General features: G+C 31.7%; 11 protein-coding genes. 5 read left to right on the forward strand and 6 right to left on the reverse strand.

Features of this window, described 5'->3' with window-relative positions; all coding sequences use genetic code 11:
- Nucleotides 1–127: 127 nt before the first annotated feature.
- The gene (locus tag Q0783_RS01995; protein WP_298892848.1) at nucleotides 128–985 is read left to right on the forward strand and encodes an AraC family transcriptional regulator; all 858 of its coding nucleotides are present in this window, start codon (nucleotides 128–130) and stop codon (nucleotides 983–985) included.
- Here Q0783_RS01995 and Q0783_RS02000 read toward each other — a convergent pair.
- The gene (locus tag Q0783_RS02000) at nucleotides 972–1,550 is read right to left on the reverse strand and encodes an alkylphosphonate utilization protein (RefSeq protein ID WP_298892850.1); all 579 of its coding nucleotides are present in this window, start codon (nucleotides 1,548–1,550) and stop codon (nucleotides 972–974) included. The two genes, Q0783_RS01995 and Q0783_RS02000, sit on opposite strands and share 14 nt — an antisense overlap.
- Nucleotides 1,551–1,611: 61 nt before the next feature.
- Here Q0783_RS02000 and Q0783_RS02005 point away from each other — a divergent pair, with 61 nt between their 5' ends.
- A complete protein-coding gene (locus Q0783_RS02005) occupies nucleotides 1,612–2,088 on the forward strand; it encodes a GNAT family N-acetyltransferase (protein WP_298892852.1) in 477 nt (158 codons plus the stop codon).
- 28 nt (nucleotides 2,089–2,116) lie between these two features.
- Here Q0783_RS02005 and Q0783_RS02010 read toward each other — a convergent pair whose 3' ends face one another.
- Together Q0783_RS02010 and Q0783_RS02015 are read right to left on the reverse strand one after the other, a co-directional pair.
- The gene (locus Q0783_RS02010) at nucleotides 2,117–2,611 is read right to left on the reverse strand and encodes a family 2 glycosyl transferase (protein WP_298892854.1); all 495 of its coding nucleotides are present in this window, start codon (nucleotides 2,609–2,611) and stop codon (nucleotides 2,117–2,119) included.
- 17 nt (nucleotides 2,612–2,628) lie between these two features.
- Entirely contained in the window at nucleotides 2,629–3,813 is a 1,185-nt protein-coding gene (locus Q0783_RS02015; protein ID WP_298892857.1) for a response regulator, read from the reverse strand.
- A 178-nt stretch (nucleotides 3,814–3,991) separates the two neighbouring features.
- Here Q0783_RS02015 and Q0783_RS02020 point away from each other — a divergent pair, with 178 nt between their 5' ends.
- From Q0783_RS02020 to Q0783_RS02030, 3 genes are read left to right on the forward strand one after another with little or no spacing between them, the layout of a single operon-like run.
- Nucleotides 3,992–7,081: a hypothetical protein gene (locus Q0783_RS02020; RefSeq protein ID WP_298892859.1), complete on the forward strand. Its 3,090-nt coding sequence runs from the start codon at nucleotides 3,992–3,994 to the stop codon at nucleotides 7,079–7,081.
- Nucleotides 7,081–8,307, forward strand: coding sequence for a hypothetical protein (locus Q0783_RS02025; RefSeq protein ID WP_298892862.1), 1,227 nt, complete (start codon nucleotides 7,081–7,083; stop codon nucleotides 8,305–8,307). The genes Q0783_RS02020 and Q0783_RS02025 overlap by 1 nt, the downstream gene beginning before the upstream one ends.
- Nucleotides 8,301–9,818, forward strand: a complete 1,518-nt coding sequence (locus Q0783_RS02030; protein ID WP_298892864.1) for a glycoside hydrolase family 2 TIM barrel-domain containing protein — start codon at nucleotides 8,301–8,303, stop codon at nucleotides 9,816–9,818. Before Q0783_RS02025 ends, Q0783_RS02030 begins: the two co-directional genes overlap by 7 nt.
- On the opposite strand, the gene Q0783_RS02035 is transcribed toward Q0783_RS02030, so the two are convergent.
- The 3 genes from Q0783_RS02035 to Q0783_RS02045 all read right to left on the reverse strand — a co-directional run bounded on the left by Q0783_RS02035 (nucleotide 9,796) and on the right by Q0783_RS02045 (nucleotide 12,710).
- The gene (locus Q0783_RS02035; RefSeq protein ID WP_298892866.1) at nucleotides 9,796–11,028 is read right to left on the reverse strand and encodes a glycosyltransferase; all 1,233 of its coding nucleotides are present in this window, start codon (nucleotides 11,026–11,028) and stop codon (nucleotides 9,796–9,798) included. The genes Q0783_RS02030 and Q0783_RS02035 overlap by 23 nt on opposite strands.
- A 123-nt stretch (nucleotides 11,029–11,151) precedes the next feature.
- A complete protein-coding gene (locus Q0783_RS02040; protein WP_298894159.1) occupies nucleotides 11,152–12,405 on the reverse strand; it encodes an oligosaccharide flippase family protein in 1,254 nt (417 codons plus the stop codon).
- A gap of 26 nt (nucleotides 12,406–12,431) precedes the next feature.
- On the reverse strand, nucleotides 12,432–12,710 hold the full coding sequence (locus Q0783_RS02045; protein ID WP_298892868.1) for a hypothetical protein: 279 nt from the start codon (nucleotides 12,708–12,710) through the stop codon (nucleotides 12,432–12,434).
- Nucleotides 12,711–12,794 lie beyond the last annotated feature (84 nt).

Below are 12,794 nucleotides of genomic sequence, written 5' to 3' on the forward strand. Positions count from 1 at the left end.
TGCACTATTTTCAAAATAAATAATGGCTATTTATCCATTATCAATACTATATTATCTTTAAATTAGTTTTAAGTCAAAAAATAGAATAGTATTTGCATATATTTGATAATAATTTGATCGTAAACGAATGAAAGTTTTACCATTTAAAATTCCGAAACCAGATTTTGACGCACTCATATTTCAGGAGGATAAAGGCCATCTATTTTTTGATAAATTACATCAGCATGAAGAAATTCAAGTTAGTTTAATCATTGAAGGGGAAGGCACTTTAATTGTTGGAGACACCATCAATTATTACAAAACAGGAGATGTTTTAGTTATAGGAAGTCATATCCCTCATGTATTTAAAAGCGACCAGACTTCAAATTTAAAATCGCATATGCTTACTTTATTTTTTACTGAAACCTCTTTTGGAGTTCAGTTTTTCAATCTTGAAGAACTCAAAGAATTGAAACCTTTCTTTAAACGTTCAAAACACGGATTTAAGGTCTCTTCTCATAAAAAAGTAATTAGCGCATTATTTGAACAACTTGAAAGCGCTTCTAAGCTAAAGCGTTTTATTATATTATTAGAACTTCTGCAATTATTGTCAAAGTCTAGTTATACGAGTTTATCGTCTTTCATTTATAATAAAATGTATACAGATATAGAAGGACATCGTATGCGAAATGTATTTGAATATACAATGAATCATTTTAATGAAGATATTTCTTTAACGACAATTTCTGAAGTGGCTAATATGACAAAAAATGCATTTTGCAAATATTTCAAAAAGCGAACAAACAAGACCTATATTACCTTTTTAAACGAATTACGTATTGAGCACTCTTGTAAGCTATTATTAGTAAATAAAGACATGCCTATTGTTGAAATAGCTGAAATGACCGGTTTTCGTAATATTTCGAATTTTAATAGGCAATTTAAATCTGTAAAAAAGATGAGTCCTTCAGTTTTTAAAGCCCATAAGACCACTACAGTTTTTTAACGTATTGTGTAATAATGACAATTTGCTGGCCATCTACTTTTCCTTCAATATACTCAGCGTTTTCACGGTCTAAACGAATATTTCTAACAGCAGTTCCTTGCTTTGCAACCATACTTGAGCCTTTTACTTTTAGATCTTTGATTAAAACAACGGAATCTCCAGACGCTAAGGTAACACCATTTGAATCTCTATGAATAATTTTGTTTTCTTCGTCTTCATGTTCTCCAGTAGCTCTTGCTAAAGCCAAAGCCTCATCATCTAAATACATCATATCCAACAAATCTTGAGGCCAACCTTCATTACGTAAGCGCTGTAACATACGCCAAGCCATTATTTGTACAGCCACATGTTCACTCCACATACTATCATTAAGGCATCTCCAATGATTAGGATCCATATCTGTTTTGCCTTCAATTTGATCCAAACATGTAGTACAAACAAGTACGTCATTAGTTACATTTTCATTCAACGATGGTGGGATTGTATATTGTTTTAAATCTTGATTAGACGCACATAATTCACAGGTATTATTGCTTCGCTCTCTTAATTCTTTTTCTAAACTCATAAAGTTGAAACTTTTAGTATCGCAAATGTATTGTTTTAATTTTATCTGCTTATTTTTAAGTATGCAAATACCAAACGTTAGAAAGGCGACATCAGCAGACTTAGAAACTTTAAAACAATTTAAACTTGGATTAATTCAAGCAGAACTCCCTATGGACGAAACCATTAAGGAAGACACGACGAGTTATTATGATCTAAAAGCGTTAATTACTAACGATAATTCAGAACTATTAGTTGCTGATATAGACGGAGAACTTGTTGCTTCTGGCTATGCTCAAATTATTCCTGACCGACCTTACTTAAAACATGATTTTCAAGGGTATTTAGGTTTTATGTATGTCCCAGAAGAACACCGCGGAAACGGTTATAACAAACTCGTTTTAAATGCTTTATTGAAATGGTGTAAATCTAGACGTGTATTCGAAATTAAATTAGATGTTTATGACACCAATCTACCAGCTCTTAGAGCCTACGAAAAAGCAGGCTTTAAAAAACATTTAATAAATATGCGCTTGGATATTAGAGACATTGAGTTATAAAAAACCATCTTTCATTTTTTTATAAAAGTTAATATTTACCTGAAAGTCGGGATTCTATATATTGATTTTCTAAATTTAGTTGTGTTAAATGGTCTATAACTGAGAAGAGTTTTTGAAACATTGTTTGCTTTACTTCTCGACTACTCAACACCATAGCATTATAGGTAGCAATAGCGTTTTGATTTTTATTAATGGTTTCAAGAAGCGTCATTAGGTCGCCATTTGTTTCATTCAAAATACTCATACTAATATAACCTATATGATTAAAATTAGTGTGATTGAACATATATCTGGCTCCTGCTTTTATCGCCTGATTATCTGCTTTAAACTTTTTAATATTAACAACAGAGACATTGTTACATTGGGCTTTAATTTCCTTTAGAACAAAGTAAGTATCATCCTTGCTGTGATTATTGACTAAACAAAATTCAATACACTCAGCTTTATTACAATATTTGATAAAAGAGTTAGTGTTAATTTTCTTTTCGTCATTATGGAATATAATTATGATTCCTATTCTCATTGATTATTATTTAGGGTTTAGGTAATGTTAAATTCTGATGTCTCCAGTATCATTTTATTATGTTTTTTATGTCTATAAACCCATGCAACTTGTGCAAGTTGACCAACAATTTTTATAGAATCTTTCATTGATAATTTAGACCCGTCAGCATGAACCCATCTTTTTAGTGGTTGTTCACAGAGCATTTTTCGTGCAGATTTCAATCCAAAATGATGTGCTACTCTTTTAAAGATTTCAACATCAAAAATCCATCGTGTAATAAATTTATCTTTAAAAGCAATATTGATAACATCTTTACTGAAAATTTTTGCGCCACACTGGGTGTCCTTGAATTTCATTGATAAGACTTTTTTAATAATAAAATTGATTGTTAAGCTTATCATTGCTCTGGAACATTCCTTATTAATATTAGCGCCCATCCTACAAATTCTTGATCCACTAACTACTTTAAAATTTGAGTTTTCGATTGTTTTAACTAAGTCATCAAAATCAGCTAGATCTGTAGATAAATCGGCATCTAAAAAACCAATATAATCAAGATCTTCTTTTTGAGCCATGTGAAGCATTCCTAAACGAACAGCTTCTGCTTTTCCTCCATTTTTATCACAATTATAAACAGTAATAAAATCTTCTCGTCCTTTTTGCAAATTCCTTAATACTTGTAATGTATTGTCTTTGCTCCCATCATTAACAAAGCATAAATGATATCCTGTATTCTTATCTATATAATCTGTAAACTCTTTACTTAATAATCGTTCTTCTTCATTATAACAAGGAATAACAACACCAACACAACGCTCTTGAATTATAGTATTGCTTTCTTGATACATTTGTTTTAATTCTGGAATACCAATTAATCGTTTTATACGCACACAAATTTCATTTAAGCTTAGTGGCTTTTTCATATAATCATCTATTCCTAACTCGAAACCTTCAATAATTGTATGATCTTGAGTGTTTCCTGACAATACCATAATTGGTGTTTGGGACTTTTTATCTTTTCTAATATGTTTTACTATATCTAGTCCAGACATACCTGGCATATTAATATCTACAATTACTAAATCTGGTTTAAACGAATTATACAACTTAAGGCCTTTAACCGAATTTGTTTCAGTTTTTACGTCGTATCCTAATTCTGTTAATCGCTTTTGTAAAGGAAGTAATACTAATTGTTGATCATCTATTGCTAAAACTTTCATAATACTATTTTTATAGGTTTTCTTGAGTCAAAAGTAGCTTGGTTGATGCCTCAAATTTGTTTAATTAGTTCATGAAACATTTAGTGTAGACGAATGGTAGATTGCTGTAGACGACTGATAATCGTCTGACTATCGATATTATATATATTTACCATATTGAAATAATAATAGTTTTTTAATGAAAGAAATAACAAATAAATATTTGATAGTGGCTATCCTTTTAGGATTGATATTTCATGGAAGTTCTTTATTCTTTACCTTAGAAACTACCTATGATGCATTAATACATTTATTTTTTGCAGATCATTATACAAATAGCTGGTTTGAACCTTGGAACTATAAATGGTATACAGGGTTTTCAGTAATGGGTTATCCACCATTAGTACATCAAGCTATTGCGCTATTTTCAATGATTGGCGGCTTAAAATTTGGTTTATTTACTGTAACCATAATAAGTATATTACTATTTATTACTGGTGTGTATCGGTTTTCATTATTAATAACTACAAATAGAACTTCTGCTGGTTATGCTGCTTTACTTGCTGTGTTCTCTTCATCATTTATTGAAACCTTACATATCTTTGGTCAGTTACCAAGCATTATCGGGATTTCTGTTTTAATGCATGCCTTACCTGAAATATACTCGTGGTTAAAAACTGGTAAATATTGGTATTTAGCTACATCACTATCTCTAATTGCCGTAACAGTAACATCACATCATGTAACGCCAATTTTTGGGATGGTATTTTTTATTTTTCCTTTAATAGGAATGTTAATCATGGATCATGCTAGAGAACAGGTTAAATCTATGAAGGCCATTACATTCAAAGTCTTTCTAAACAGTTTTTCTAAGCTTTTAAAACGTATTATTAAATTTGGAATAGCTTCACTTATAATTATAATTGGATGCATTTTGCCTTATTGGATAAATTCAAAAAACAACCCGATAACTCAGGTCCCAATTCCACATGGATCTAGAGACAATTTTCTTGAAGTTACTTCTTCAGGATTAGTGTTCTTTTTAATTCCCTGGGGTATATTACTCTTACTATTACCATATATCTTTTATAGATATTATAGCAAACGTTATTTATTCTTTGGTTTATCCATCACTATTTTAACTCTTTTAGGAACTGGAGGAACTACTCCTATTCCAAAATTTTTATTAGGTGAGACTGCGTTTAATATTTTAACTCTAGATCGTTTTACGCTCTGGGCATCAATAATGGCTTTACCATTATTTGGGGAGTTTACTTTTAGATTTGTTCAGGGCGATTTAAAATCTTTGATTCAATTAAAATTTGGTGCTGTATATCATAGAATTTGTGGAGGTGTTCTTGCTGGTCTTTTTATTTTCATGACTATTTTCACTATGAGCTTAGGCTATTTTAGACCATCACAACCCCAAAAAATAAAGATGCAGCCCATAGTCAATTTCTTAAACCAAGATGACCATTACAAATGGCGATTCTTAACACTTGGCTTTGGAGATCAAATGGCCTGGTTAAGTTCTCAAACTAATGCCATGACTGTTGATGGTAATTATCATTCTGCAAGACGATTACCAGAGTTAACAACCAGACCAATAGAGCGCTTAGAGAATTCAAAATTTAAAGGTGTTGCTGGAATCGGATCTCTGCAACAGTTTCTAACAACTCCAGAAAAGTATAACCTCAAGTATACTTTTTCTAACGATAAGTTCTATGATCCTATCTTATATTTTTGTGGATGGCAACGCCTAAGACAACTGGAAAATGGTATTATGGTTTGGGAGCGTTTAAACGTACCTCCTATCCCATCTGTTTTGCCAAAAGATGATGTTCCTAAATGGCAAAAAATACTTTGGGGAGTTATTCCTATAACAACAGTATTAATAGCTTTTCTTTTAAATATTCAAATGCTTTTGGTAAACACACTTAGAACTAAACCTAAAATAATTCCAGAGTTTTTAAAGTTCAAAAGTAACTACTCAAAATTTTCAAATTCTGTACTTAGAATTTCTCATATTTGGTCGGTAATCTTGGTCCTAGTTTTTATTTATAATATTTACAATTTTTATATTAAAAATGACGCACAACGACATCCAGAAAATGTCATCTTATCCTACTATGATGCCTTAGATTTCAAAGAATTTGAAACGGCTTACCAATTAATCAATCCAGCAAGCAATAAAACGATTGCGCAATATATGCTTGAAGTTTCAGTAACTGATGGACTCCTTAGTAGCTATGCAAAATTAGATGCTATAGAAACTAAAATTCTAAATCAAAATGATAGTTCTGCAACAGTTAAGGTAAAAACCAACTGGATTACTCCACTAGAAAAAATAAATAGAGTTGATTACAAATCATTATCAAAGATAAATGACAAATGGTATTTAGAACCCGATGATATAGATACAGATCTGCCACCTGATCAACTCTTCTCTAATAATGCTACAGGTTATTTTAATCAAGGTCGAAGAAGAATTACAACAGAACAGACACACCATGAAGATGTATTAAAACAACCTGTATTGGAAGTGCTTTCAGCCAAACTTGTAAAACTTGATAATTCTTATGCCATAATTGGAGAAATTCAAAATATTGATAATGTCCCAGCTGATGTTATTTTGAAAGGCACATTATACAATGACTCTAATAAAGTATTAGCCACTTACAACGCTAAATATCATATAAAACACAAATTAATGCCTAAAGAAACCAGTGCATTTAAAATTAATTTTGAAGGTATTGCTTGGTCTCAAACTCAAGATTCTATCCCAAAGGCATTTAATCCGGATGAGTTTACTCCTGTAGAGTTTGAAGAGCAACCTACTAAATTCAATTTGCACGCAGCAGGAAATGTTTCCAGTTCTGATCTCTATAAACGCATAGTCATTAGTGATATTGAAATGAATTCAAAACATATTAATGGGACTTTATTCAATAGCGGGATACAAGAAGTGACCATTCCTCAACTATTAGTTACATATTACGATGAGAATAAATCTATAACCTGGGTCGATCATAAATTTTTAGAAGAAGGAATAAGACAACAACGAAAACAAGATTTTAACTACAAGCTTATGGACAATACTCCTATTCAAGTAATTACAGATAGAATGGATAATGTATTTGTTAATGGACTCCCAAATACATCTATTTCTAACAAAGTAGTTCCTAATAGAATTGAAAATCACATATATACTCAACTACAACCTATTAATCATTCAGAGTTTAGTTATATTAAAATTGAAACTAATGCTTATATTGGAAACCCAAACTAATGAGACTTAATTTAATCTACATCCAAGTTATAATACTGTTATGTTTATCTTCTTTTGCGATAAAAACAGATGCTGTAGACAATGTTAGCGTTACAGACATTCAATTATTGACTCAAAAAAACACGTTTCAAGCTGGTGATACTATAACACTTCAGTTTTCTACAACAGAATCGATTACTCCATTAATGTACTGCACTAATAGTTATGGATCAACACTTATAAAACCATCTAATAAAGACAATAAACTTTACTATAGACTGCCTCAAAATTTGAGTCATAAAATTGGTTCTTTATATTGGAAACTCTTAAATGACACCACTCATATAAATGGAGAAATCAAAATAATACCAAAAACACAAGCGGTTAAAATGGAAACTTATATTGGTCCACCCAGCATTGAAGCAGGTGGAACAGACTACACTATGTTAGTTGTCATTCCAACAGATGAATTAGACAATCCTTTACCCGAACATACTAGTGTAACTGCTAAACATCAATTTTTAAATGAGATATCCATAGACAGTATACAGACTAAAAACTTGATTGCTTACAAAACCATAAATTCTAAGGACGAAAGCGGACGAATGCTTGTATCTTCAGAAAGTGTCAATATCAATTCTAAAGAATTTACAATCAATGTACTTCCTGCAATACCTAAAAGCTTCACAATTTCAGCAGAACAACCTCACAATTATGCTGATGGAAATCAACAGACTGTTTTTTCAACATCAATTTTAAAAGACAAATATGGTAACATCGTTAGTGATGGGACTTTCGTCACATTTTCAATAACAACTAGTGAGGGAACTGTTCTAAAAACTTACGGCACAACAATAAAAGGTATCGCCCAAGCTAGAATGATACATCCAGATCATCAAGCACAGTGGCACATAAAGGCTTATGTTGCTGGTATGGCTGAAAGCAATACAATTGATTTAAACTTTCAACAAGTTATCAAAGATTTTAACGTTGAGTTTTCAAAACATAATAGAACAATTACTGTTGGCCCATTACAAAGTTTTATGAATCAAATGATTCCCGATGGATTACAAGTGAAGCTATTCATTTATAAAAATAATGAGTTATTAGAACAACTCAACAAAACCTCTGTAGATGGTTATGTTCGTTTTAATCTAAAACCAAATATTGTACAAAATGACAGCTATGATTTTATTATCAAAACTGCAGGTATTGAACAATCCTTTAACACAAAAACGCTATGGTAAGTTATAATAAGAATATACTTCGCGTTATTGTAATCGCCTCATACATTATAATTATTACATTAATAATTTATGGTATTAGTGCATTGTTAGCTTATCTTAACACTGGTGCAGATCGCAGTACAATACTTCATACTGAAATTCAAAAAATTGATCAATACCTCCCTAAAGTTACCTGGGCACCTCTGTCTAATGAAGGCAGACCAATAGATTCTGAAAATTTAAATAAGATAGAAAATAATTATTTAGACGCTTGGTATGTCAAACATATTGCCTACAAAACTAATACTACAGCAGGCATCAAAGATTATTATACTGATAGTGCTAGATTAAATTTATTCAATTTTATTGAACTCAATGCTGCACAAAACATAAGCATAGAATCTACAACACTTGAGCATCATCCATCACTAGAATTTTTTAGTGAAGATGGTCAATTAGCTGTAATTACAGATAAAGATGTTATTGAATACAAACGTATTTTCCAAAATGAATTATTGGTTTTAGAGACTACTGAAATATCTACTTACAAGATTATATTATTACTTGAAGATGGATTTTGGCGCATTAGACATCTCGTAAAGGAATCTACTGAAAATTATGACCCGATAGCAACAGCAATTTCAACTAAAAACTTAAACATCCAAGGGATTAATTATTATCCGCAAGCTACACCTTGGGATATGTTTGGGGAAGCATTTTCAGCAGATATTATTACAAAAGATTTTAAGACGATTAAAGATGCTGGTTTAAATTCCGTTCGCATATTTATTCCATATGAAGACTTTGGGAAAGCAGATGTTGATGCTGAAAAACTAGAAAAGCTAAAGCACACTTTAGATGCAGCTCAAGCCAATCATCTCGGTGTTGTTGTAACACTTTTTGATTTCTATGGAGATTACTCGATAATAGATTGGACTTTGAATATGCGGCATGCAGAAACAATTGTAACAGCTCTTAAAGATCATAAAGCCATTGTAGCTTGGGACATTAAAAATGAACCTAACTTAGATTTTAAATCTCGAGGAAAAGACATGGTAGTTGCTTGGTTAAAAAACATGGTCCAACTGGTAAAATCTAAAGACCAAAACCATCCCGTTACTATTGGTTGGTCAAATACTGAAAGTGCATCAATATTAAAAGACAAAGTAGACTTTGTGAGCTTTCATTATTATGAAGATCTTGAGCTACTACAAGATGCAATAAAAACTATGAAAGCAGAAATTCCGAACAAAACAATAGTCCTAGGAGAATTTGGAATGTCTTCTTATAATGGGTTCTGGAAGCCCTTCGGTAATTCTGATGAAGATCAAGCCAATTACCATAAAAAAGCCCAAGAGATTATTGCAACTAATAACTTACAATATATGTCTTGGACACTTTATGATTTTGAGAATATACCTAAGAACGTCGTAGGAAAACTTCCTTGGCGTAAAGATGCTCAAAAGCAATTTGGCTTTATAGATAAAAATGGAGCAAAAAAGTTAGCATTTAAATATATTTCTGGGCAGTAGGTGATTTTAAATCAGTTCTAGAACATGATATATTGTGAGTCAATATAGCATCAAATGCATTCAAATACATATCTGTAATCTTTGTCATTGGAAAAGCTGTAGCCGCTTTATAATTTGCTTGTCCGAGAGCCTTTCTGTAATCACTATTAGTAACAATAGACTCTATAGCTACTACTAGACTTTCTAAAGCATTAGGGTCAAAAAATTCACCTTGATACCCTTCATCCTTAACCAACAAAGCCAAATCTCCTAAATCTGGCATAACTACAGCTTTTCCGTAGCTTCCAGCCTGATGCAATACACCAGAACTTCCAGTTGTTGATGTATAAGGGAATACAACTACTGCACTCTCTTTGAATAATTGAGGGACTTCATCTTCTTCTACATAGCCTGTAAACCTAACTTGTGGCACATGCTTATAGGTGTCTTGTACTTTTGCTAAATATCCTGGTACATTTGGGTTATCTGTTCCAGCAATTACAATTTCAATATCCAATCCTGTTGAAGCTCTAACTCGTTCTACAGCTTCTATCATTGATTCCACTTTTTTATAAGTGCCAAACTTACCAAAAGTCATCACTTGTAGAGGACCAGTAGGGATTGAATAGTTTGGTTCTTCTTCACTAATTTCAAAAGTACCATGTGGAATTAATATGACATTTTCGGCTTTATATTTCTTTTCTAATATATTCACATATTTTTGCATGGTTACAGCAACAGTATCTGCTTGCAATATTAATCTGGTTAAAGTTGTACCTATAAAACCATAAAGCTTTTGCATAAGTTTATTTGATGTAAATCCTGCAGATCCTAGATCTACTTCCTCTAGAATATTATGCAGTAATACGATGTTAGGAATACGTTTCAATTTACAGACCATCGGTAATAGTAACCCTAAAGCTGCTGCAATTTTCTTGTCTCCAAATTTCATAAATTGAAGATTGAATAGTACCACATCTGGTTTTGTAGCATTTATAGCTTTAGTCACTGTTAAGATATTAGAGTAGCTATTAAATGCCCAACAATCTTTAACTGTTATTTTACAGCCATTCTCGGCAAAAGTGATGTCTTTACTTCCTTCTGTTTTATCTGTAAGTAGTATAAGTTCTTTAATAGATTCTTTTTGTCTGAACTGTTTAACTAAGTGGTATGCATATTCATTTAAAGTTACTTTACTTGGCGGATATGCTGTTACAATTGCTAGTTTCATATGCTAAATCTTTAATGTTCTTTGTATAAATTATAGTACAAATTTGCATTATAAAACTCAGTAAATTTGACAACTGTAGATAGGATACCTTTATGTGTAGATGAATGGAAAAAAGCCTTCGATTTAACTTTTTGACGCTTTCAATTTTGAGTTTGATAAAAAGTATAGAATCTGAATAACAAGTAAACATACCATCGCTAAGATTTGCATATGTACAACTTGTTCAAGGCTGTCATGAAAGAAGATGACCAAAGCCATTTGGAGCATTCCAAAAAGTCCAGAAAAAACCACTGGAATATACATATCTAACGACAGATAGTAATACGCAAAGATATTAGAGATGGCAAATAAACCTGTTGCCAGTGCATATTTCCATAGTAAAGGAGCCATGGCTAAATAACTATCTCCAAATAACAGATTAATCGCTGTTTCAGGATATAAAGCACAAATAGTAACTATTACTAGTGCAATCATCGCTATGTATCCAACGTATTTAAATAAAATTGGTGCAGTAGCCTTTCCTTCTTTTTTAAGTTGAACTACTGTTGGAAGTAATAGCATAACAAACATCCATGCTAAAAAATACACGATACGACCAATAAGCGCTAAAGAGGCATATAGTCCTGCTTCATAGGATTCAAAATAGTGTTTAACCAATAAAATGTCACTATTATTTATAATGATTTGAGTGAGTTCATAAAAAGCGGTAATCACAAAAAAACGAGTCACTTGTTTTGATGTAGTAGTTTCAATATCAAATGAGGTTTTAAATCGGAAATATCTAAACCTGAATGGTATTAAACCAAAACCAAATGAGATCAATATTCCAATAGCGATTACAACAGAAGATTCTATTTGAAATACATATAGCAATCCGAACGTAATAACCAATCGACTTAACATTTCAGCTTGATACGTAATCGATAAGGGTTTAAATGCTTTTTGACCTTGATATACACCTCGATTAACACTCATTAAAAAGTATATGGGTATCCCAAGTCCAAAGAGTATAAACATACTTGAAGACGATGTATTGAACACCTGTTGCAACTCATTTGAATATACAATGACTAAAGCGCTTAAAACCACACCAGCACCAGCAGCTCGTTTGTAGGTTTTAGAGACGAAAGCTGTAAAAGTAAGGTCTTCAAAAACAACCGAGAACTTAGCAGTAACTAATTGAAAGGTCATCGCCACAAATGACAATACCAATAAAAATGTAATCAAGACTGCCGCATCTGCAAATTGTTCTGGACCTAACATACGACCTAAAATAAGGTTGTATAGATAGTTACCTCCATTAACTGCTAAAACACTTAGCATAAATAACTGTTCTGGAGACAGTCTTTTGGATTTTAAGACAGATAAATATTGCATCATCAAGTAGTTTTGTTGTAGTTTTATTAAGCTGCAAATGAACTCTTATAATCATCATAAATGTCTTTACATCCATATCCAATAACAGAAAACATGTTATTAGATTGTAAGGCTATTGCAATTAACGTTTTTAATGCTTCAACACCACATGCATCAATGCATTTTACTTTCTCAATATTTACAGTCACATCTTTTGCTGTATTAATGATATGTTCAAAATGAATAATGAACGATCTAGCTGTTGTTGCGGTTAAACTTCCGTGTAATTGAAATGCTCCGTTTTCTTCTAAAATTCGTAGTGCCATAATTGTAATTTTTAAATGATTATGTGTTTAAATCTGACGCTAATATCTAAACAAACTCCACGTATACCCTTTTGATTTCGACGG

Origin of the sequence: uncultured Psychroserpens sp. (assembly GCF_947500255.1) — a bacterium.
Lineage (GTDB): Bacteria > Bacteroidota > Bacteroidia > Flavobacteriales > Flavobacteriaceae > Psychroserpens.

What these genes read in the sequence shown, in the direction of transcription:
- Q0783_RS01995 (WP_298892848.1), top strand. Translation starts at nt 128, where the DNA reads ATGAAAGTTTTACCATTTAAAATTCCGAAACCAGATTTTGACGCACTC.
- Q0783_RS02000 (WP_298892850.1), bottom strand. Translation starts at nt 1,550, where the DNA reads ATGAGTTTAGAAAAAGAATTAAGAGAGCGAAGCAATAATACCTGTGAA.
- Q0783_RS02005 (WP_298892852.1), top strand. Translation starts at nt 1,612, where the DNA reads ATGCAAATACCAAACGTTAGAAAGGCGACATCAGCAGACTTAGAAACT.
- Q0783_RS02010 (WP_298892854.1), bottom strand. Translation starts at nt 2,611, where the DNA reads ATGAGAATAGGAATCATAATTATATTCCATAATGACGAAAAGAAAATT.
- Q0783_RS02015 (WP_298892857.1), bottom strand. Translation starts at nt 3,813, where the DNA reads ATGAAAGTTTTAGCAATAGATGATCAACAATTAGTATTACTTCCTTTA.
- Q0783_RS02020 (WP_298892859.1), top strand. Translation starts at nt 3,992, where the DNA reads ATGAAAGAAATAACAAATAAATATTTGATAGTGGCTATCCTTTTAGGA.
- Q0783_RS02025 (WP_298892862.1), top strand. Translation starts at nt 7,081, where the DNA reads ATGAGACTTAATTTAATCTACATCCAAGTTATAATACTGTTATGTTTA.
- Q0783_RS02030 (WP_298892864.1), top strand. Translation starts at nt 8,301, where the DNA reads ATGGTAAGTTATAATAAGAATATACTTCGCGTTATTGTAATCGCCTCA.
- Q0783_RS02035 (WP_298892866.1), bottom strand. Translation starts at nt 11,028, where the DNA reads ATGAAACTAGCAATTGTAACAGCATATCCGCCAAGTAAAGTAACTTTA.
- Q0783_RS02040 (WP_298894159.1), bottom strand. Translation starts at nt 12,405, where the DNA reads ATGCAATATTTATCTGTCTTAAAATCCAAAAGACTGTCTCCAGAACAG.
- Q0783_RS02045 (WP_298892868.1), bottom strand. Translation starts at nt 12,710, where the DNA reads ATGGCACTACGAATTTTAGAAGAAAACGGAGCATTTCAATTACACGGA.